Consider the following 21,350-nt stretch of genomic DNA (forward strand, 5'->3'; position numbering starts at 1 on the left):
TTCAGGCAACCTGGGCAACGGCTTGCGTGCCAAAGCGCTTTTCAATGTAGTTTTCGACAATCACGCGGAACTCCTGGGCGATCTGGTCGCCGCGCAGGGTCACGCTTTTTTCACCATCGATATAGACCGGCGCGGCCGGTGCTTCGCCGGAGCCAGGCAGGCTGATGCCGATATCTGCATGTTTGCTCTCGCCAGGGCCATTGACGATGCAGCCCATCACGGCAACCTTGAGTTTTTCAACCCCGGGGTACTGCGCACGCCAGACCGGCATCTGGGCACGCAGGAAGTCGTCTATTTCCTTGGTGAGTTCCTGGAAAGTGGTGCTGGTCGTGCGGCCGCAGCCAGGACAGGCCGTGACGCTGGGCACAAAACTGCGCAGTCCCAGCGCCTGCAGGATTTCGGATGCGATCAGCACTTCCTGGGTACGCGCCTCGCCGGGTTGCGGCGTCAACGAAACGCGAATCGTGTCGCCTATGCCTTCCTGCAGCAAGACGGCCAGGGCGGCGCTGGACGCCACCGTGCCTTTGGTGCCCATACCGGCTTCGGTCAGGCCCAGATGCAGGGCATAACGCGAACGCCTGGACAACTCCCGGTACACGGAAATCAGGTCCTGCACACCGCTGACCTTGCAAGACAGGATGATCTGGTTTTTGTCCATGCCCATTTGTTCGGCCAGCGCGGCGGAATCAATCGCCGAGGTAATCAGCGCTTCGTACATCACCTGTTTGGCGTCCCAAGGTTCGGCACGGCGGCTGTTTTCGTCCATCAGACCGACCAGCAGCTCTTGGTCCAGGCTGCCCCAATTGACCCCGATGCGAACCGGCTTGTTCCAGCGCATGGCGGCTTCGATCATCTGGCCGAACTGCCTGTCGTGTTTGTCGCCCTTGCCCACATTGCCGGGGTTGATGCGGTACTTGGACAGCGCTTCGGCACAGGCCGGATAGTCGGTCAGCAGCCGATGGCCGTTGTAATGGAAGTCGCCGATCAGCGGCACGTCGATACCCATGCGGTCCAGTTGCTCGCGAATGTAGGGCACCTGAGCCGCAGCCTCCGGCGTATTGACGGTGATGCGGACCATCTCCGAGCCGGCGATGGCCAGTTCCTTGACCTGGATAGCCGTTCCGATCGCGTCCACGGTGTCAGTGTTGGTCATGGACTGCACGCGCACCGGTGCATCGCCGCCCACCGTGACCACGCGCGAGCCCCAGACCACGCGGGCCTGTGACGAAACGCGCGCCTTGGGCGCCGCCGATTCAACAGGAAAGCATGACGCCACTATTTCACCTCAAAACGTGCAACGTTATCTTTGCGTACTGGATTCAAATCAAAAACCTTGCCGCGCACCTCAACGATTGTGGCGTCAGCCCGGCCGACAACAGCTGACAGCGGCAAAACGCCAGACGCGCCTACCTGCTCTCCGGCTGCCAGGGTGCGGCGAACCACAACGGTACCCCGGGCATCGGTGACTTCGACCCAGGATTCGCCCTTGGCCCTGAACACGATGATGCCGGTCGGCGCGGGCTGGGCAGGTTCTGCAAGAACCGCCGGCGCCGCCGGTTCAGGCACTGGCAGGGAAAGTGCTGGCGCGGCGGACAGCTGGGGCGCCAGCGCCGGCGCTGCCTGCATTCCAGCATCGGGACCGGAAGGCTCGGCGGGCTTGTCATTACCGGTTGGTTCGGTTCTTGCCACAACCACCCCGGACGGCCCGCCCTGCGGTGTTGCCGGCGCGCTGACGGCAGTGGCCGGCTCGCCGGGGCCTGACTGCTGGACGGCAGGCAGGAAAATAAGAACCAACGCAGCCAGTACCAGCAGCAGGCCCGCCAGAACCGCCGGTCTGGAGACCTGCGCCAACAGCGACGGACCGGGTCCATCACCGGGAGAGCGAAAAGGAGCATTGATGGGCGTGTGCTGCTGCCCAAGGCTGGGCTTGCCGGTTTGCGGCAACAGCGCCAGCACCTGCCCCGCATCGATCTTCAACGTGCGGCACACACTTGCCGCCAGCGCACGGACAAACACCGCGTCGGGCAGCAGATCAAGCCGGTCGGCTTCGAGCGCTTCGAGTTTTCTGACGGGTACCTTCAAGGCCACCGCGAGCGCCGCAATGTGCAGGCCCGCCGCTTCACGCGCTTGCCGGATCAGCGAGCCGGCGCTGGCAACCGAGCCTTCGGCAAACTGACCGCCGGCGCCCGGTCGCAGCGCTTCGTCCTGCGACATCGCAGGGCTGCCTTCGAACTCACTCATTGAAAGCACCTCTGTCATACGCTGCGGCCTCACGCGACTGTCCAAAACGCTTTCTCAGCTGATCGCCCAGTTGCACCATCGCTTCGCGATTGCCCAGGCTGCGCTCCACCTTGATGCCCAGCCAAAGGGTTTCAGCGTTGGCCAGGTTGCTGTTGTTTAGACGGCGAATATAAAACTGTGCACGCGTGTACTCTCCGCGCTGGAAAAGCAGGTTCGACAGGTTGTAACCCGTGACCGGATGGCCGGCGTCCAGTTCATAAGACTGCGTCAGACTGCGCTCCCCCTCCGCCGTCTGTCCCGCTTGCACCTGGCAAAGGCCCTGGGTCATCAGTGTTTTGGCCTGGCCGCCATACGAGGGCTGTGCAATCGCTCGCGCGAACAGGGCAATCGATTCTGCATATCGTTTTTGCTGGCACAACAGCCAGCCGTAGTTGTGCAGGATGTCCCCGTCACGCGGGTTAAGCGCCATCGCGCGGCGAAAACTGTCTTCAGCGAGCGCGTTGTCACCCATGCGCATATAGACCAGTCCACGCAGGTTGTGGGCGTCGGGATAGGACGGGTCCGCGGCCAGGGCCTGCTTGAGTTCATCGAGGGCGACATTGGTCTGACCCTGCTGGAAATAATTGGCAGCGAGCTCGAGCCGGAGACGCGCGCGCTTGCGTCCGTCCGTTTCATCCGATTCTGTCATGACCTCCGGGCGGCCGCTACTGGCGCCGGGCGCGGCACCCGGCGTGCCGGCGCAGCCGGCAAGCAGCACAGCCACCCAGCAGGCAGAAAGCCAGACGGCATTGCGGACGAGATTCATACACCGACCCCCTTGGTTACAACCTTGATTCCCTTGAGCATACCTTGCCGCTGTGTCGCCATGCGCTGCTCGACGCCGGTACGGTCCTGCACATCGCCGGCCAGTTGCCCGCACGCCGCATCGATGTCGTCGCCGCGTGTTTTCCGGACAGTGGTCACGATACCGGCATCCAGCAGAATTTTCGCAAAAGCCATGACCTGCGGCATGCCGGAACGCTTGAGGCCGGAGGCGGGAAAGGGATTGAAGGGAATCAGGTTGAACTTGCAGGCCAGCCCCTGCACAGCATGGTCACGCATCAGGGCCAGAAGCTGGTGTGCATGCTCAGGCTGGTCATTGACGCCGTCGAGCATGCAATATTCAAAGGTAATGAAATCCCGCGGCGCCGCCACCTGGTAGCGGCTGCAGGCCTGCAACAGCTCGGCAATCGGATATTTTTTGTTGAGCGGCACCAGGTTGCTGCGCAGTTCGTCTTCCGGCGCATGCAGCGATACCGCCAGCGCCACCGGACAGTCCTGGGCCAGGCGATCCATCATGGGTACCACCCCCGAGGTGGACACGGTGACGCGCCGGCGCGAGAGCCCGTAGGCATGGTCGTCCAGCATCACACGCAGGGCCGGCAGCAACTGGGAGTAATTCTGCAGCGGCTCACCCATGCCCATCATCACCACGTTGGAAACAATCCGCTCCTCCTTGCCAAGATGTTGGCGCAGGAAGTGCTCGGCGTACCAGAGCTGGCCAATGATCTCGGCCGTCGTCAGGTTGCGGCTGAAGCCCTGATGACCGGTAGAGCAGAAGCGGCAACCCACAGCGCAGCCAGCTTGCGAGGAAATGCAAAGCGTTCCGCGGTCGGATTCGGGAATAAAGACGGTTTCGATAACGTCGCCGGCGCCAACATCGAACAGCCATTTGATGGTGCCATCGGCAGAATCATGGCGGGACACCACCTTGGGGCCTTCAATGTGAGCAGAGGCGGGAAGTTTTTCGCGAAGGGATTTCGCCAGATCGGTCATCTGGTCGAAGCTAGTCGCACCTTTCTGGTGAACCCATCGGAACAGCTGGGTGGCCCGGAAGCGTTTTTCTCCCAGCCCCTCGCAAAACGCAGCCAGACCTTCCAGATCGTAATCAAGCAGGTTGGCTATCATTGCGTCGGAAATTCGCGCTCGCGCAGCGAAGGGCCGCCCCAAGCAAGCGACGACCCCCTCGGGGGGCAGCGAAGCATGGGGGCAAACATCTCAGCGCGAATAGGTGTTCATGCCCGCGAAGAAGAAGCTGATCTCCACCTGGGCGGTTTCGGTGGCGTCAGAGCCATGCACGGCATTGGCATCAATGCTGTCGGCAAAATCGGCGCGGATGGTCCCGGCGGCGGCTTTTTTCGGATCAGTGGCGCCCATCAGGTCGCGATGTTTCAGGATCGCGTTTTCACCTTCAAGCGCGGAAATCATGACCGGGCCGGAAATCATGAACGCCACCAGATCCTTGAAGAAAGGACGCTCTTTATGCACGGCATAAAAGGCTTCTGCTTCGCCGCGCGACAGGTGCGCCATCCGGGCTGCAACCACTTTCAGGCCGGCAGCCTCGAAGCGGGCGTAAATTTGCCCGATAACATTTTTGGCCACTGCATCGGGTTTGATGATGGAGAGAGTGCGTTCGATCGCCATGAGATTTCCTTAACCTTGATTTTCTGAGCTTTATTCGAATCGAATAAAGCCTCTGATTTTAACCCGGGGCCAATGGCCCTGGTTAAAAAGTGCGCGGGCTTGCGCGTGATGTCAGCGGTTTCCGCCTCGGTTGCCACCACCGCTGCGATTGCCGCCACGGTTTCCACCACCGCCCCCACCGCCGCGCCGCTGGCCGGTACCTCCGCCGCCTCCACCAGTGCCGCTGCCACCGCGGCGTTGGCTCTGGCCAGGCGCCTGACGCTGGCGGGTAAAGGTTTCCGCACCAATGTAGCCGAATGACGTTTTCATGGGGTCGGGCTGCGCCCCGCCCGGGCTCTTGTCGCCCCGGTCTCCGCGATCACCCCCACGGTCATCGCGGCGTTTCGGGCCCTGTCCACCAGCATTGCCCCCAAACTTGCCCGACGGACCGGACCGGGGTCCAGCGCCATTGCCCCCGTTGCCACGGCCGCCCTTGGCGCCGCGGCGCCGGTTGCCGTCGCGCGGCGCTTCATTCCGGTTCATCGGCGGTTGCAGGTCGAGCGGGTCTTGTCCCGCTTCGTCGTCCTGGTCACCCGATTCACTTGCTCTGTTGTTTTCAGGCATGGCCTGCGCATCCACGGGCCTGGCAGCTCCGTTGTCCGGCCGCCCGCGGCCGCCGCGCGGACGGTCCGCGCGGCGCGGTCCACGCCCTGGACGGCCTTCGCTGGGTCCGGTCTCGCCAGCCTCTCCGGCATTCCTCTGCGCGCCCCGTGGATCGGCGCGGGCTTCCGAACGCCCGACAGCGCTGGTCAATGCTGCAATGTCGCGTTCATCGAGTTCGACAAAGGCCCCGCGTTTGAGGCCGCGCGGCAGAACCACCGCGCCGTAACGGATGCGAATCAAGCGGCTGACGGCGTGCCCCACCGCTTCGAACATGCGGCGCACCTCGCGGTTGCGACCTTCTGAAATCGTCACGCGGTACCAGCAGTTGGCCCCCTCGCCGCCGCCGGCTTCAATCGTGCTGAACTGAGCCAAGCCGTCGTCAAGCTGCACGCCGTCGAGCAGGCGCTTTTTCTCCTCGTTGTTCAAGGCACCCAGCACACGCACCGCATATTCGCGCTCCAGGCCAAAGCGCGGATGCATCAGCTTGTTGGCCAGCTCGCCTGAGCTGGTCAGCAGCAGCAGGCCCTCGGTGTTCAGGTCGAGCCGACCGACCGATTGCCATTTGCCCTGAAAAAGCTTGGGCAGGCGGCGAAACACGGTAGGCCGGTTTTGTGGGTCGTCATGCGAAACCACTTCGCCGGAGGGCTTGTGGTAGGCAATCACCCGCGGCGGCGGCGGATCGATGCGCACCCGGATAGGTTTACCGTTGACTTTGACGGTGTCGCCAAACTGGATGCGCTGGCCGATATGGGCCGGCTCGGCGTTGACAGAAATCCGTCCTTCCAGAATCAGTTGTTCCATTTCCAGCCGCGATCCCAAACCCGCCTGCGCCAGCACCTTGTGCAACTTGGGCGTTTCCGGTTGGGGCAACAGGACGCGCTTGAGCGGCTCGAGTGCCACATCGTCTTCATCCGCGTCGAACTTGCCGGTGATCACATCTTCAAAGCGTGCCAGCGCCGGCGGAACGACGGCCTGCTCGGATCTGCCCTGCCCTACCCTGCCTGCGCTGTCCGCAGAAGCATCCGGAACTACCAAATTGATAGCAGCCTGCGCTTGTGAATCAAGGGCGGGAGTCATTTTTGACTCATCAGCCTGGGGTGCTGCAGTAGTGGCCGGAGCCGGATTGTCGTTTTGATTCATGCGATGCGTTCAGGCGTTGGGATCGATGGCCGTGGGGCTGCTCAAGGAAGCGTCCTGTTGTGTATGCGCGGAGTCGTCCGCGGCGGAAATATCTGCAAGCGCCAGGCCAGCGTCCAGCTCGTCCGCCAGTTCGGGAACAACCGCGGAAGCAAGCGTGTCATCCACGGCCGTGGGGACAGACATGCCGAATTCGATCTGTTCCAGCATGGAAGCCTGACCCGCTGCGTTGTCCATCGCCGGCAACTGATCCAGTGACTCCAACCCCAGGTCATCGAGAAACTGCCGTGTGGTTGCATACAGGCCCGGCCGTCCGACAGTTTCGCGGTGGCCAATCACCTCGACCCAGCCACGGTCCTCAAGCTGCTTGAGAATCATGCTGTTGATGGTCACGCCGCGTATGTCTTCCATGTCGCCGCGGGTGACCGGCTGGCGGTAGGCGATGATCGCCAGCGTTTCCAGGGTGGCGCGGGTATAACGCGGTGGTTTTTCAGGATGCAGGCGATCGAGGTATTCGCGCATCTGCGGACGGCTCTGGAAGCGCCAGCCGGTCGCGACATGCACAAGCTCCACGCCTCGCCCGTACCAGTCGTTTTGCAGATCCTCCAGCAGGAGCTTGAGGGTGTCGGCCGTGAGTGCCCCGTTGAACAAAACACCCATCTCACGCAAAGGCAGCGGCTGCTGCGCGCAAATAAGTGCCGTTTCGAGGACGCGCTTGGCATCCGTCGTATTCATGGTCTTGGTTCCGAAATGATTCGAGATAAAGGCGCCAGGCGGCGCAGTTCACATTCATGCGCAACCACAAACATCTGGGCGCGCCATGCGGCGGGTAGCAGAAAACTACTGGATTTGATTGTATCCCAGCCCCAGCCGGGTCAGAGCCGCAGCCAGATCTTCCGGCAATGGCGCCCTGAACTCCAGGGCTTCGCGGGTGACCGGGTGGGTGAACGCCAGCCGGCAGGCATGCAGCGCTTGGCGGCCCAGACCTGCAGCAGGCTTGCCGCCATATATCTCATCCGATACCAGCGGATGGCCGATGGAGGCCATGTGGACCCGGATCTGGTGGGTCCGCCCCGTATGCAACCTGCAGCGCACCAGGCAGAATGCGCCCTCGCCCTGCAGCAGGTAAAGATCGGTCGAAGCGGTCTTGCCTGCATTTTTTTCCAGATCCACCACCGCCATGCGCAAACGGTTGCGCGGATCGCGGCCCATGGGCGCATCCACCCGGCGGCCCTTGGGGCCTTGCCAGGCGCCATGCGCTAGCGCCAGGTATTCACGGCTGACACTCCGCTCGGCGATCATGGCCACCAGCTGGTCCATGACCTGGCGCCGGCGCGCCACGACCATCAGGCCACTGGTGTCCTTGTCCAGCCGGTGCACAATGCCGGCGCGCGGCAAGCCGCCCGCCTGCACGTCGCGCGCCAGCAGTCCGTTGAGCAGGGTGCCACTCCAGTTGCCGGGCGCCGGGTGCACCACCAGGCCGGCGGGCTTGTTGATGACCAGCAGATGTTCATCCTCAAAAACGATCTCCAGCGCCATCGCCTCCGGCTTGAAAGCCTGGCTCTGCGGCGTGGGCTTGAGTTCGATCACAAGCTTGTCACCAGCCTTGACCCGGGCGGAAGCCTTGGTCGCCGTGACGCCGTTCAGCTGCACAGCAGCCGCTTCAATGAGCTGCTGGAGATAACTGCGCGAGAACTCAGGCACCATGCCCGCCAGTGCACGGTCCAGACGCGTCCCATGGCTTTCCACGGGAACACTCACCTCGCGCAACTCGGCATCAGCGGCGGTTTCGCCCTCCCCCAGAATCTCGTCCACCAGACTGTCCGCGGTGATGGCGCTCGATATAATCAGTTTGCTTTGTACAGAATCAGTCATTAACAGGATCAATAGCGATGTTTTCCACCAAATTATCGGTTGTTCCAGCCACACGCCCTGCGGTCGCCGCGATACTCGCCTGTGCATTCGTTCTTTCGGCATGTTCCTCCACCGTCAAGGACCCTACCGCCGCCTGGAGCCCGAACAAGATTTACGCAGAAGCCAAGGACGAAGCCAACTCCGGCGCTTACGACAAGGCCGTTCCCCTGTTTGAAAAGCTCGAAGGCCGCGCCGCCGGCACACCGCTGGCGCAGCAGGCCCAGTTAGAGAAAGCCTATGCCCAGTTCAAGGGCGGCGAGCAGGCCCAAGCGCTGGCCACACTGGACCGCTTCATGAAGCTGCACCCGGCCAGCCCGGCGATCGACTACGCCCTTTACCTCAAAGGCCTGGTCAACTTCAATGAGAATCTGGGTTTGTTCAGCTTCCTGTACAAGCAGGACCTGTCAGAGCGCGACCAGAAAGCTGCCAAGGAGTCGTTCGAAACCTTCAAGGAACTGGTCACCCGGTTTCCCGAATCCAAATATTCGGCAGACGCACGCCTGCGTATGACCTACATTGTCAATTCGCTGGCCCAGTATGAAATTCACGTGGCCCGCTACTATTACTCTCGCGGCGCCTACATTTCGGCGATCAACCGCGCACAAACCGCGATCGCAGATTACCGGGATGTGCCGGCGCTCGAAGAAGCCCTGTTCATCCTGTACCGGTCTTACGACGCCCTCAAGATGACCCAACTGCGCGACGATACCAGGCGCGTGATGGAAAAAAACTACCCCCAGAGCGAGTACCTGTCCAAAGGTTTCAAGTCAGTGGATAGCCCTTGGTACAAATTCTGGTAAGCAACTCCAGCCTGTCGTTCAACTCCTCTTCCGACGCCAGGCGCTGCATCGCAGGCAGTGCGCGTAGCAGCCGCTTGCCATACCCCATCAAGGCCAGCCGGCTGTCGCAGACCACCAGCACCCCCTGATCGGTTTCGCGGCGTATCAGCCGACCGGCGCCCTGCTTGAGCGCCACGGCCGCTTCCGGCAGGAAATAGTCGTTAAAAGCGCTTTTACCCTCCGACTCCAGCAGCCGGGAGCGGGCCTCCACCATGGGGTCGTTCGGCGGTGGAAAAGGCAGCTTGTCGATGATCACCAGTTGCAGGGCTTCACCGGGCACATCGATACCCTCCCAGAACGAAGCGGATGCCACCAGGATGCAACCGCGGCCACCCTGCCCGTCGGCCTGCCGGAAACGCTCGATCAAGGCCCGCTTGGGCATCGCGCCCTGCACCAGCACTTCGATATCGGCCGAACCTTCAAACGCCGCTTGCAAGGCCTCGCCAATGGTGCGCAAGGCACGCAGGGTGGTGGTCAGCACCATGGTGCGGCCACCCAGCCGACGTGCCCAGTCCGCCGCAGAACTTGCGACCGCGGCTGTGTGTGCGGGATCGCCCGGTTTGGGGAAATTGCGTGGCACGTAAAGCGCGGCCTGGCGCGCATAGTCAAAAGGGCTGCCTACCTGCAAGACTTCGGCACCGGACAATCCGCACGGCTGCGTGAACCAGCTCAATTGCGCGTCATCACCGAGGGTGGCCGAGGTAAACACCCATGATTTGGCTGCGGCTCTGTCGTCCGTAAAAACTTTGGCCTGGATGGCCTGGGCAATGTCCAGCGGGGACTCCACCAGGCGTAGCTGGGTGCCCACGTCCAGCCAACGGACACCGCCCGGTTCCGCAGCGAGGGTAAAACAACGGGCGCGCTCTTCCAGCTCCGCGGCGCGTTCATGCAGCCGCACAAAATCGGGCGCTATCTCGCTGACCGTGTCCAGAGCCGCGCAAGCCCTGGCCAAAGAGGTGCAAACCGCGGCCAGCGCCTCAGTCCACCCATGGGCGTCCGGTCCTTCAGGTGTCGCATCGTTCCAACGCAGCTTGCTGCCCGGATAGGCTTTACCCACGCACAAACGCAGCTCGCGCGCGGCATGTTCGGCGGCCCCCGCCAACATCTGCCAGTCCTGCAGGCCGCGCGCGAACTGCAAGCCGGTGCCCAGCATGTCGCGCGAAAAATCGAGCAGTTGGCCCGTGGAGAGGTGTTTTCCCAGGAACTGCACGCCGGTTTCGTTGAGTTGGTGCGCCTCGTCAAAAATCGCAATCCTGACCGTCGGCAGCAACTCGGCAACGCCCGATTCGCGTACTGCCAGATCGGCAAAAAACAGGTGATGGTTAATGACCACCACGTCCGCAGCCAGCGCTTCGCGGCGCGCATGGTTGACATGGCAGGCGCGAAAGCGCGGACACTGGGCACCCAGGCAGTTTTCACGGGTGGAGGTGACCCAGGGAATGACTGGCGAACGTTCGTCCAGACCCGGGAGTTCAGCCAGGTCGCCAGTCTCGGTCACGCGCGCCCACTCTTCCACCTTGGCCAGCGCACGAAGCGAGCTGCGTTCCGGAAAGCTCGCATCGTGGCGCGCCATCTCCATCCGGTGCAAACACAGGTAGCTGCCGCGCCCCTTGAGCAATGCAGTGCTGACCGGCACACCCAGGGCTTTGACGAGGGTTGGCAAGTCGCGCCCGAACAACTGGTCCTGCAAGGCCTTGGTAGCGGTGGAGAGCAGGACCCGCTCGCCGCTGAGCAAGGCGGGCACCAGGTAGGAAAAGGTTTTTCCGACCCCTGTGCTGGCCTCCACCACCAGCGGGTAGGCCCCCTCAATGGCGCGCGCCACGGCCAGCGCCATATCGGTTTGCCCGCTGCGTGGGATAAAGTGTTCGGTCGCGCGCGACAACACGCCGTCGGGGGCAAAAGCCTCCAGGACTTGGGCTTCCAGGTTCATCAGGCGGGCTCAGGCGGGTCGAGAGACAGCTCAAGCTGGGAAATCTGGTCGCGCAGGAGAAGGCGGCGTTTTTTGAGGCGCCTGAGCATCAACTCGTCAATCGGCACGGCATGCGATGTGAGGTCCACCAGGGCATTGAGGTCGGCATGTTCGATTTTGAGGTCTATCAGGCGGCGCTCCGGGGAGTGCAGGTTGGAGTCCAAGTTTTTTATCCGGGCAGGCAGCTTCATCTGATAATACGTCGATTACGGAGATAAATCGAGTCCACATGACTCGGCCATTCAATATGTCCAAAGGTTATCGAATCACAGCTTCCACGGGTATCCACAAAGGAGACCGCGACTATCAGCAGGACCAGGTGGCTCTGCTGAGCCATCCGCGCATCGCCGGCTGCATGCTCGGCATCATCGCCGATGGTATGGGCGGGCGAAGCGGCGGCCGCAAGGCTTCCGATCAGGTCATGATGACTGCCAAACAACTGTTCGAACGGTATGCCCCCGACACGGACGACGCCGTTGCAATGCTCCGACAGCTGGTGGAAGAGGCTCATACCGTGATCAAGCTCACCGCCATTTCAGCCGAACAGGAACCGCACAGCACGCTGGCGGCGTTTTTGATCAACCCCGGAGGCGACTGCCATTGGACGCACGCTGGTGATTCGCGCATTTATCACTTCCACGGCGCCAAACTGGTCAAGCGTACGACGGACCACTCCTATGTCCAGACGCTTGTGGATAAAGGCGAACTCACCGAGGAAGAAGCCAACGTGCATCCCCAGTCCAACATCCTCATGGGTTGCCTGGGTACCGAAGAAGCGCCGCCGGTCAGCCTGCATTTCATCCCGCAGCTGCGTCCCGGCGATTCACTGATCGCCTGCAGCGACGGCATTTGGCACTATTTCAGTCCGAGCGAGATAGGCTCGGCGCTGTCGATGTTGTCCCCGCGCGAGGCGACAGAGTTTTTGATTCAGAAAGCCAGGTCACGTGCCCACGGCGGTGGCGACAACCTGTCCCTGGTGATTGTCAAGCTGGAAGCGCTGGCCTGAGCGCCTGCGGCAGGAAACTAGTTTGGCGTTGGTAGAGGGGCTGCCGGCGGCTTGGTGTGCTCGCGCTGCCTTTTCTCGCGGCTGGCCTTTCTTTCAAGCACTTCCTGCTGCTTGTCATTGTATTTTCGCACCTCGTCGGCAATCTCTGCCTGCCTCTGCGCACGAGCCTGTGCCCTTTCTTTGGAGCCTTTGAGTTTGCTGGCGGTATCGGCTGAATTCGAAGCTTCCCCCTTTTGCAGATTGACGCGTTCATCGGCTTTTTTGCGCGAACGTTCGTCCCTTGCCGCCGTGTCTTCCAGCGCTTTGGCACGGCGCTCGGCCGCCTGCTCCAGCACTTCAGGCGCAGATTTCTCTTCTGTTTTGCGGATCTGGTCGGCGGCCTTCTCGCGACGCTTCTGGTCGTTCAAGGCCACTTCTCGTTGCTTGAGCCCGGTCATCGCTTCGCGCCGCCTGAGTTTGATGGCATTCAGGCAGTTATTGACAGCAAACTTTTTGTAACAGGTAGCGTCCTCCGCGTCGAACTTCGCTTCCAGCGCTGCACGTTCGGCATTGATCATTTCGCGCTCGCGGTCAGCCGCGGCGGAGGCCGGGTCATTCGTCCCCTGCCCGCTGGCGGCCGCGCCGAACAGGGAAAGCAGCAACCAAATAAATAAATTTTTCATGTCAGGGTGGTGTCGACATTTCTGCGCTCAAGCGCCAAAAACTCGGAAGACTGCATTTCATTGAGCCTTGAAACCGTCCGGGGAAACTCGTGCGCCAGGGGGCCTTCGGTATACAACGCCTCCGGGGCCACTTCCGCCGACATGATGAGCTTGACACGGCGGTCATACAACACATCGACCAGCCACGTAAAGCGCCGCGCCTCGGACGCCATGCGAACGGGCATGTGGGGTACATCGCTGAGCAATACGGTATGGAACTGGGTGGCAATTTCCAGGTAGTCATTTTGCGAACGCGGCCCGCCGCACAGGGTCTTGAAATCGAACCAGACGACGCCGCCGGCTTTGCGCCTGGCCTGGATTTTCCGCGATTCAATGTGCAATACAGGCGATTCTTCGTGCGACTCTGCAAGACGCTCAAAAGTTTCCCTCATTTCGGCATCTGCCTGCGGGCCCAGCGGCGTGTGATACAGCCTGACCTGCTCCAGCGTACGCCGGCGGTAGTCGGTGCCGTTATCGACGTTGATCACTTCGAGGTTCTGCTTGAGCAGCGCAATCGCCGGGAAAATGCGGTCCCGGTGCAAGCCGTTCGGATAGAGATCGTCAGGACGGAAATTGGAGGTGGTGACAAAACCCACGCCGTTGTCAAACAGCGCTGCCAGCAGGCGGTGCAGAATCATCGCGTCGGTGATGTCGGAGACATGAAACTCATCGAAGCAGATGAGCCGGTAACGTTTGGCAATACGTTTACCCAATTCATCGAGCGGATTAACCGTCCCCTGGAGATCACGCAACTCGCGGTGGACTTCACGCATGAACTCGTGAAAATGCAGCCGTGTTTTGCGGTTGAGAGGGGCCGCGTTGTAAAAGCAGTCCATCAGGAAGCTTTTGCCCCGCCCCACCCCGCCGTGCATGTAGACACCGCGCGGGATGTCTGGCCGGTTGATGAGTTTTTTCAGCGGGTTCGAGCGCTTCTCCTTGAATGCTGCCCACTCGCTGGCGCAGCGCTCCAAGACTTCCACAGCGCGCAACTGGGCCGGGTCAGAGGTATAAGCCCGTGTCTTCAGCGCAGCCTCATACTCCGAACGCACGGGTCCCTGAGGAGTGCTCATCAACCGCCGCCGGGCCGCCCCAAGGCGCGTGGGTGCCAGAGGGCAAAGACCCACACGCAAGGGGTGAACATGAGGGCAGACATCCTCAGAAGTTCAGCGTCCGCTTGTCAACGGCCAGCGCCGCTTCCTTGGTAGCCTCGCTGAGCGAAGGATGCGCATGGCAAATCCGGGCAATGTCTTCGGAGCTGGCGCGGAACTCCATCGCCACAACGCACTCTGCGATCAGTTCACTCGCCATGGGCCCGACGATATGCACACCAAGGATTTCGTCGGTAGCGGCATCGGCCAGCATCTTGACCATGCCGGTGGTGTCGCCCAGCGCTCGCGCCCGGCCATTGGCCATGAAGGGGAAAGTGCCAGCCTTGTAGGCTCGTCCGGCGGCCTTGAGCTGCTCTTCGGTCTGGCCCACCCATGCGATCTCGGGGTTGGTGTAAATCACCCAGGGGATGGTGTTGAAGTTGACATGGCCGTGCTGACCGGCAATACGCTCGGCTACCGCCACCCCTTCTTCTTCGGCCTTGTGCGCCAGCATGGGGCCGCGCACCACGTCACCAATGGCCCAGACATTGGGCAGGCTGGTTTTGCACTCATCGTCCACCACCACCGCGCCGCGTTCGTCGAGCTTCAGGCCAACGGCGTCATGATTGAGGCCCTGGGTGTTGGCGACCCGACCGATCGAAATGATCAGTTTGTCCACGTCCAGCGTCTGGGCTTCACCTTTGGCATCGGTGTAGGCCACACTGACACCCTTCTTGCTGCTCTTGACCTCGCCGACTTTCACGCCGAGCGTGATTTTCAGGCCCTGCTTGTCGAATGCCTTCTTGGCTTCTTTGGCGATCTGCTGATCGACTGCGCCCAGAAAAGTCGGAAGGCCTTCGAGCACGGTGACTTCGGCACCCAGACGGCGCCAGACCGAACCCATTTCCAGACCGATCACGCCGGAGCCGATCAAGCCCAACTTTTTGGGCACGGCGCCTATGCGCAGGGCGCCGTCGTTCGACAGGATCATTTCCTCATCGAAGGGTGCCCCGGGCAAGGCGCGCGCGCTGGAGCCGGTGGCCACAACTACGTGTTTGCCTGAAATGGTTTCGTCGGTCGCGCCGGTCACCTTGACCTCGTAGAGGCCGTCTTTGGCAGCGACAAAAGAACCACGGCCATGAAAAAAGGTGACCTTGTTCTTCTTGAACAGGTAAACGATGCCGTCGTTGTTCTGCTTGACGACCGTGTCCTTGCGGGCCAGCATCTTCGCGACGTCCAGGCCCAGGCCCTTGACCTCAATGCCGTGCTCGGCAAAGTGGTGGCTGGCATGGTCAAAATGTTCGGATGATTGCAGCAACGCCTTAGACGGAATGCAACCGACATTGGTGCAGGTACCACCCAAAGCCGGGCCGCCCTTGGCATTTTTCCACTCGTCGATACAGGCGACGTTGAAACCCAGCTGGGCGGCACGGATGGCGGCAATGTAGCCGCCGGGGCCGCCGCCGATGACGATGACGTCGAATTGTTTGGTACTCATCAATATTCTCACTTCACTTTACGAAATGCCGGGCTATGTATGCCGGCAGGTGAACCAAAAGCCAACAGATATCCTGTTTCGCTAACCGCCGGCGACCATGAAGAGTCATTCTCCCGGAACGAAAGCGCTACCTTGGTGGGCACACGGCAAAACATCGGCATGGGCCAGCCTTGACGGATACACCGGATCGAATTAACGGGCATGCCGTCACTGAACAAGTGCCGCACATCGTCACGACTCATTTCGCGCCAAGTTTGGGAAACCACATCGTCGGGCCCGTTGCCGACAGCTCTCGCGTTCCACTGCCCCTCCCCGCTCCCGGAAATGGTCAGCCGCTTAATGCCAGCGATTAGGTAACCCTTGAGAGGAATTTCCTCAAACTCACCCGAAAAACCATCGTCAGCACGAACAACTGCGCAACCTGCCGCCAGGCAGGCGGCAAGGATTGCCGGGATGGCGCGCGCGCGAATGCATCCTGGCGCACCGTCCTTGGTTTTCCAAGGATTCATCAGATGTCAAACAACAGACGTGCGGGATCTTCCAGCGCTTCCTTCATGGCCACCAGACCCAGCACGGCTTCACGGCCGTCCACGATGCGGTGGTCGTAGCTCATCGCGAGGTAGTTCATCGGGCGCACCACGATCTGGCCGTTCTCTACCACGGCGCGGTCCTTGGTCGCGTGCACGCCCAAAATGGCCGACTGTGGCGGGTTGATGATGGGAGTGGACAGCATGGAGCCGAACACGCCGCCGTTGGAAATAGAGAACGTTCCGCCGGTCATCTCTTCGATGCCCAGCTTGCCGTCGCGCGCCTTGGCGCCGTACTCGGCAATTTTCTTTTCAATGTCGGCAAAACTCATCTGGTCGGCGTTGCGCAGGATGGGGACCACCAGACCGCGCGGCGAGCCGACGGCAATGCCGATGTCGAAGTAGCCGTGGTAGACGATGTCATTGCCGTCCACCGAAGCGTTAAGCACTGGGTATTTTTTCAGCGCATGCACGGCTGCCTTGACGAAAAAGCTCATGAAACCAATCTTGGTGCCATGCTCTTTCTCGAATTTTTCCTGGAAGCGCTTGCGCATTTCCATCACCGGCGCCATGTTGACTTCGTTGAAGGTGGTCAGGATGGCGTTGGTGGACTGGGACTGCAGCAGGCGCTCGGCGATCCGTGCGCGCAGGCGGCTCATGGGCACGCGCTGCTCCGGACGCTCGCCCAGGTCGCTGGCCTTGGCAGGGACCGAGACTTGCGGCAAAGAAGTGGTCGGAGTCCCCGTGGGGATTGCGCTGGCAGCTACAGATTTAGGAGCAGATGCAGCACCACCGGCGACCGCGCCCAGCACATCGCCCTTGGTCACGCGGCCGTCTTTGCCGGTGCCGGCCACGGAGCCAGATGCGAGCTGGTTGTCAGCCATCAGCTTGGCAGCGGCAGGCATGGGCACGCCAGCCATGCTGCCGCCAGATGCTGCTGGCGCAACCGGCGCAGCAGCTGGAGCCGCCGCCGCAGGCGCTGCGGCGGCAGGTGCCGCGGCCGTGGCCTTGCCCTCGGTATCAATTCTGGCAATCAACTGCTCGGCCATGACGGTGCCGCCATCGGCCACCAGGATTTCAGACAGGACACCGGCCGCAGGGGCCGGCACTTCGAGCACCACCTTGTCGGTTTCAATCTCGATCAGGATCTCGTCAATGGCAATGCTGTCACCAACTTTTTTCTTCCACTGCAGCATGGTCGCTTCGGCAACGGACTCGGACAGCTGCGGGACTTTGACTTCTACGGTAGCCATTTAAATTCTTTCGTGAGTATGTGTAGTTAGGCGCGCCGTCGGGCGCTGCCTTCTTTTATTTGGACAGTACAAAGCCCTTGAGCTTGCCGAAAGCGCCGTCTACCAGCGCCTTTTGCTGTTCCTGGTGCAGGTGCGAATAACCCACGGCCGGAGAGGCCGAGGCCGCACGGCCCGAGTAGCCCAGCTTCTGGCCTTCAGCCATGTTCTCGTGGATGTAATGCTGCACAAAGAACCAGGCGCCCTGGTTTTGTGGCTCGTCCTGGCACCAGACGATGTCGGTGACATTCGGGTACTTCTTCAGCTCTGCTGCAAAAGCCTTGTGCGGGAAGGGATAAAGCTGCTCCACCCGCAAGATGGCCACGTCGTCCACGCCTTTTTCGTCACGCTTTTTGGCCAGGTCGTAATAGACCTTGCCCGAACAGGCGACGACACGCTTGACCTTGTCGGCCTTGAGGCCGCCACTGTCCGGGATGACCGTCTGGAACCCGCCTTTGGTGAACTCTGAAAGGGGTGACGTGGCGTCCTTGTTGCGCAGCAGCGACTTGGGCGTCATGATGATCAGCGGCTTGCGCAGGTTGCGCACCATCTGGCGGCGCAGCACGTGGAAGATCTGGCTGGCCGTTGTCGGCTGGACCACCTGCATGTTGGTGTCGGCCGACAGCTGCATGAAGCGCTCCAGGCGGGCCGAGCTGTGCTCGGGGCCCTGGCCTTCGTAGCCGTGCGGCAGCATCAGGGTGATGCCGTTGACACGGCCCCACTTGACTTCACCCGAGGCAATGAACTGGTCGATCACGACCTGCGCGCCATTGGCAAAGTCGCCAAACTGGGCTTCCCAGATCACCAGCGTGTTGGGGTCATTCGACGCATAGCCGTATTCAAAGGCCAACACGGCTTCTTCTGACAGGATGGAGTCGATGACCACAAACGGCGCCTGGTTCTCCGCCACGTTTTGCAGGGGCACATAGGTACCGGTATCCCATTTCTCGCGGCTCTGGTCGTGAATCACCGCGTGGCGGTGCGTGAAGGTACCGCGCCCGCAGTCCTCACCCGACAGACGCACCGGATAGCCGCTGGCCACCAGCGAGGCCAGCGCCATGTGTTCGCCCATGCCCCAGTCAACGGGAATATCGCCGCGGCCCATGGCAGCGCGGTCGTCGTAAACTTTTTTGACCAGCTGATGGGCCGTCACCGTGGCAGGGATGGTGCTGATTTTTTCGGCCAGGCGCTTCCATTCGGCCATGGGAATCGCGGTATCACCTGCGTCAGTCCATTTCTTTCCGAGGAAAGGGCTCCAGTCCACGGCGTACTTGCTCTTGAAATTGGTGATCACCGGGTCAAAGGTGCTCCTGCCAGCGTCGAGCGCAGCGCGCACGGCCTTGACCATGTCGTCACCCAGCGTTTCACCCATGCCTTGAGCTGCCAGCTTGTCCGCATACAGCCTGCGCGTACCTGGATGCTGCGCGATTTTCTTGTACATCAACGGCTGCGTCAGTGCCGGCGTGTCCTGCTCGTTGTGGCCGAGCTTGCGGAAACAGATGATGTCGACCACGACATCTTTCTGGAACTCCATGCGGAACTCGAGCGCCAACTGGGTCGCCAACACCACGGCTTCCGGATCATCGCCATTGACGTGCAGGACGGGCGCCTCGATCATCTTGACGACGTCGGTGCAATAAAGCGTGGAACGGCTGTCGCGCGGGTCGCTGGTGGTAAAGCCGATCTGGTTGTTGATCACCAGGTGCACCGTACCGCCGGTGGAATAACCACGGGTTTCGGCCAGCGCCAGCGTTTCCATGACCACGCCCTGCCCGGCAAATGCGGCATCGCCATGCACCAACACCGGCAGAACTTGCTTGCCTTTGGGATCATCGCGGCGGTCCATGCGGGCGCGCACAGAACCCTCCACCACGGGATTGACGATTTCAAGGTGCGAGGGGTTGAAGGCCAGGCTCAGGTGAACCGGCCCGCCAGGGGTTGTCACGTCGGAGCTGAAGCCCTGGTGGTACTTGACGTCGCCACTGGGAAGTTCTTCTGGCGCCGTGTGGTCGAACTCGGCAAACAGATTCGCCGGAACCTTGCCCAGCGAGTTGACCAGCACATTGAGCCGGCCACGGTGGGCCATGCCGATAACGATTTCCTGCACACCGATGCTGCCGCCGCGCTGGATCAACTCGTCCATGCTGGCAATGAAACTTTCGCCGCCTTCAAGCGAGAAGCGTTTCTGGCCGACGTACTTGGTGTGAAGGAAGCGCTCCAGTCCTTCCGCCGCAGACAGGCGGTCCAGAATGTGAAGCTTCTTTTCCTTGGTGAAATTGGGCTTGCTGCGAATGCCTTCCAGTTTCTGTTGCCACCAGCGCTTCTGGTTCTGGTCGGTCATGTACATGTACTCGGCGCCAATCGTGCCGCAGTAGGTCTCGCGCAGCGCATTGAGCAGCTCGCGCAGGCTCATGGTTTCTTTGCCGAAGAAGGTATTGCTGGTGTTGAACACCGTTTCCTGGTCGGCGTCGCTGAAACCGTAAAACGACGGGTCCAGCTCGGGAATGTTGTCGCGCTCTGTGCGTTTGAGCGGATCAAGGTCGGCCCATCGAGCGCCGACGTTGCGGTAGGCGGCAATCAGCTGCTGGACGGCGGTGCGCTTGCGGCCCATTTCAGAGTCGGCGCCGCTGGCCTGCACCACACGGGTTTGCCCCTGTTTGGCGCGTTCGGCAAAGGCATTGACCACCGGAAGGTGCGGCACGTCTTTGGCATTGCTGCCGTCAACGGCGGGCACATTTTGCAGGGCGTCGAAATACTCGCGCCAGTTGTCAGGCACGCTGCCGGGGTTGGCGAGGTAGTTTTCGTACATCTCTTCGACATAGGGCGCATTGCCGCCGAAGAGATAGGTGTTGCCTTGATAGGCCGAATAGACGGACGACGCCGTCGGGACTGAACTCATTACGCTGACCTCCGTTTCCCTTAGGGAAACATTAGCTGGCCACAACGCGATGTGGCTGGTTGATTAACCTTCCGCAACACGGCTTGACCGATTAGCGGATGCGACTGTGGCAAGGAAGGGCCTTCAGAAACAGGCTCGATTGTGCCACCGAATGCCCAACGACGAAACCCGGACCACCACAAAGGCGCCCGGGTTTTTTCATGAAGCTGTCAAATGGGTGGTTGAATCGGGACGGCTTTCAAGGCTCTCAAGAGAGCCCGGGGTTGCCTGCCATGCCAACAAGCACAGGCGCATTGAGCTTTGGTGGCTTGAGGACCTTGTGCACCTTCAAATAGGTTTCGACCACGTCCCAAACGGGCGGACCAGCATGTTTGCTGGCTTCCTGCACAGGTGCCCAGCCTGCCACCTTATAGGTTTTACCTGCCTCGATCAGCTTGTGGCCCAGGCGCATGTCCTGGATGCGGGAACCCATCTTCGCGCCGGGCTCGCAGCGATAGCTCAGCCCACCAACGCGGACCATGTCGCCGCCCTGTTGGTAATACGGGTCGGGGTTGAAAAGGTTGTCACCCACGTCTTCGAGAATGGTCTTGATCATGTCGCCGCGCATCTCGGTCAGCGTGGTCCAGGGGTAGGTGATGGCGGTCTGGTCCATCAGGTGCTCGCGCGTGATCGCTTGGCCCGGCAGCAGCGAGGTGCCCCAGCGGAAACCAGGGGAAAAGGCGATGTCGGCACCGCGCACCTCCATCAGCGCATCGAGAATGAGCTGGTCAAACGTGCCGTTGAAGTTGCCGCGCCGGTACAGCGTGCCCTCGGTGACGGCGAGTTTTTCGGACAGTTTGGCCTCGTAGGGCGCGCGAACCCTGGCAATCAGCGCGCTCATGGCCGTGTCGGCGGGCAGCAGGTCTGAAAACACCGGCAGCAGGCGGTAATTGAATGCCACCACTTTTTTGTCCTTGACGTCGAGGTCGAGTACGCCCAGGAACTTGCCATTGCTGCCCGCATTGGTGACGATGGTCTGGCCGCCGGGGTTTTTGACGACCACCGGCACCGGTACGCCATCATGGGTGTGGCCGCCCAGGATCGCGTCGATGCCGGTCACGCGCGAAGCCATTTTGAGGTCCACGTCCATGCCGTTGT

19 protein-coding genes are annotated in these 21,350 nt (G+C 61.3%); 2 read left to right on the forward strand and 17 right to left on the reverse strand.

All coding sequences use genetic code 11. The annotated features are described in order from the left end of the window. Position 1: 1 nt before the first annotated feature. The 8 genes from ispG to ABI660_RS08270 form a co-directional block, all read right to left on the reverse strand. Complete coding sequence (gene ispG, locus ABI660_RS08235; RefSeq protein WP_348066754.1) at positions 2 to 1,276, reverse strand: flavodoxin-dependent (E)-4-hydroxy-3-methylbut-2-enyl-diphosphate synthase; 1,275 nt, start codon at positions 1,274 to 1,276, stop codon at positions 2 to 4. Further along, positions 1,276 to 2,241, reverse strand: coding sequence for a RodZ domain-containing protein (locus tag ABI660_RS08240; RefSeq protein ID WP_348066756.1), 966 nt, complete (start codon positions 2,239 to 2,241; stop codon positions 1,276 to 1,278). Before ABI660_RS08240 ends, ispG begins: the two co-directional genes overlap by 1 nt. After that, positions 2,234 to 3,046, reverse strand: a complete 813-nt coding sequence (gene pilW / locus ABI660_RS08245; RefSeq protein WP_348066758.1) for a type IV pilus biogenesis/stability protein PilW — start codon at positions 3,044 to 3,046, stop codon at positions 2,234 to 2,236. Before pilW ends, ABI660_RS08240 begins: the two co-directional genes overlap by 8 nt. Beyond that, positions 3,043 to 4,188, reverse strand: coding sequence for a 23S rRNA (adenine(2503)-C(2))-methyltransferase RlmN (gene rlmN / locus ABI660_RS08250; protein WP_348066760.1), 1,146 nt, complete (start codon positions 4,186 to 4,188; stop codon positions 3,043 to 3,045). The genes pilW and rlmN overlap by 4 nt, the downstream gene beginning before the upstream one ends. A gap of 90 nt (positions 4,189 to 4,278) precedes the next feature. After that, on the reverse strand, positions 4,279 to 4,704 hold the full coding sequence (gene ndk / locus ABI660_RS08255; protein ID WP_348066762.1) for a nucleoside-diphosphate kinase: 426 nt from the start codon (positions 4,702 to 4,704) through the stop codon (positions 4,279 to 4,281). A 111-nt stretch (positions 4,705 to 4,815) separates the two neighbouring features. Next, positions 4,816 to 6,423, reverse strand: coding sequence for a pseudouridine synthase (locus ABI660_RS08260; RefSeq protein ID WP_348066764.1), 1,608 nt, complete (start codon positions 6,421 to 6,423; stop codon positions 4,816 to 4,818). 72 nt (positions 6,424 to 6,495) lie between these two features. After that, positions 6,496 to 7,218, reverse strand: a complete 723-nt coding sequence (gene scpB / locus ABI660_RS08265; protein ID WP_348066766.1) for an SMC-Scp complex subunit ScpB — start codon at positions 7,216 to 7,218, stop codon at positions 6,496 to 6,498. Between the two features lie 105 nt (positions 7,219 to 7,323). Beyond that, positions 7,324 to 8,358, reverse strand: a complete 1,035-nt coding sequence (locus tag ABI660_RS08270; protein ID WP_348066768.1) for an RluA family pseudouridine synthase — start codon at positions 8,356 to 8,358, stop codon at positions 7,324 to 7,326. Positions 8,359 to 8,375: 17 nt separating this feature from the next. On the opposite strand from ABI660_RS08270, the gene ABI660_RS08275 reads away from it, so the two are divergent. Next, complete coding sequence (locus ABI660_RS08275) at positions 8,376 to 9,197, forward strand: outer membrane protein assembly factor BamD (protein WP_348066770.1); 822 nt, start codon at positions 8,376 to 8,378, stop codon at positions 9,195 to 9,197. Here ABI660_RS08275 and ABI660_RS08280 read toward each other — a convergent pair. Next, positions 9,160 to 11,166, reverse strand: coding sequence for an ATP-dependent DNA helicase (locus tag ABI660_RS08280; RefSeq protein WP_348066772.1), 2,007 nt, complete (start codon positions 11,164 to 11,166; stop codon positions 9,160 to 9,162). The two genes, ABI660_RS08275 and ABI660_RS08280, sit on opposite strands and share 38 nt — an antisense overlap. Continuing rightward, positions 11,166 to 11,369, reverse strand: coding sequence for a DUF465 domain-containing protein (locus ABI660_RS08285; RefSeq protein ID WP_348066774.1), 204 nt, complete (start codon positions 11,367 to 11,369; stop codon positions 11,166 to 11,168). Before ABI660_RS08285 ends, ABI660_RS08280 begins: the two co-directional genes overlap by 1 nt. 83 nt (positions 11,370 to 11,452) lie before the next feature. Here ABI660_RS08285 and ABI660_RS08290 point away from each other — a divergent pair, with 83 nt between their 5' ends. Continuing rightward, complete coding sequence (locus ABI660_RS08290; protein ID WP_348066796.1) at positions 11,453 to 12,211, forward strand: protein phosphatase 2C domain-containing protein; 759 nt, start codon at positions 11,453 to 11,455, stop codon at positions 12,209 to 12,211. Between the two features lie 17 nt (positions 12,212 to 12,228). Here the strand turns inward: ABI660_RS08290 and ABI660_RS08295 are convergent, their stop codons facing one another. The 7 genes from ABI660_RS08295 to ABI660_RS08325 form a co-directional block, all read right to left on the reverse strand. Continuing rightward, the gene (locus ABI660_RS08295) at positions 12,229 to 12,768 is read right to left on the reverse strand and encodes a hypothetical protein (RefSeq protein WP_348066776.1); all 540 of its coding nucleotides are present in this window, start codon (positions 12,766 to 12,768) and stop codon (positions 12,229 to 12,231) included. 101 nt (positions 12,769 to 12,869) lie between these two features. Then, the gene (gene zapE / locus ABI660_RS08300; RefSeq protein WP_348066778.1) at positions 12,870 to 13,982 is read right to left on the reverse strand and encodes a cell division protein ZapE; all 1,113 of its coding nucleotides are present in this window, start codon (positions 13,980 to 13,982) and stop codon (positions 12,870 to 12,872) included. Between the two features lie 85 nt (positions 13,983 to 14,067). After that, positions 14,068 to 15,498, reverse strand: a complete 1,431-nt coding sequence (gene lpdA, locus ABI660_RS08305; RefSeq protein ID WP_348066780.1) for a dihydrolipoyl dehydrogenase — start codon at positions 15,496 to 15,498, stop codon at positions 14,068 to 14,070. Positions 15,499 to 15,506: 8 nt separating this feature from the next. Continuing rightward, a complete protein-coding gene (locus tag ABI660_RS08310) occupies positions 15,507 to 16,007 on the reverse strand; it encodes a hypothetical protein (protein ID WP_348066782.1) in 501 nt (166 codons plus the stop codon). Continuing rightward, a complete protein-coding gene (gene odhB / locus ABI660_RS08315) occupies positions 16,007 to 17,278 on the reverse strand; it encodes a 2-oxoglutarate dehydrogenase complex dihydrolipoyllysine-residue succinyltransferase (RefSeq protein WP_348066784.1) in 1,272 nt (423 codons plus the stop codon). Before odhB ends, ABI660_RS08310 begins: the two co-directional genes overlap by 1 nt. A gap of 55 nt (positions 17,279 to 17,333) precedes the next feature. Beyond that, positions 17,334 to 20,213 carry a 2-oxoglutarate dehydrogenase E1 component gene (locus ABI660_RS08320; protein ID WP_348066786.1) on the reverse strand — a complete coding sequence of 960 codons (2,880 nt, stop codon included), beginning with the start codon at positions 20,211 to 20,213 and terminating at the stop codon, positions 17,334 to 17,336. A gap of 247 nt (positions 20,214 to 20,460) precedes the next feature. Then, positions 20,461 to 21,350: 5'-nucleotidase C-terminal domain-containing protein (locus ABI660_RS08325; RefSeq protein WP_348066788.1), on the reverse strand; the 890-nt coding region annotated here is incomplete at its 5' end.

It is taken from the genome of Polaromonas sp., assembly GCF_039930745.1.
In the GTDB taxonomy this organism is placed as follows: Bacteria; Pseudomonadota; Gammaproteobacteria; order Burkholderiales; family Burkholderiaceae_C; genus Polaromonas.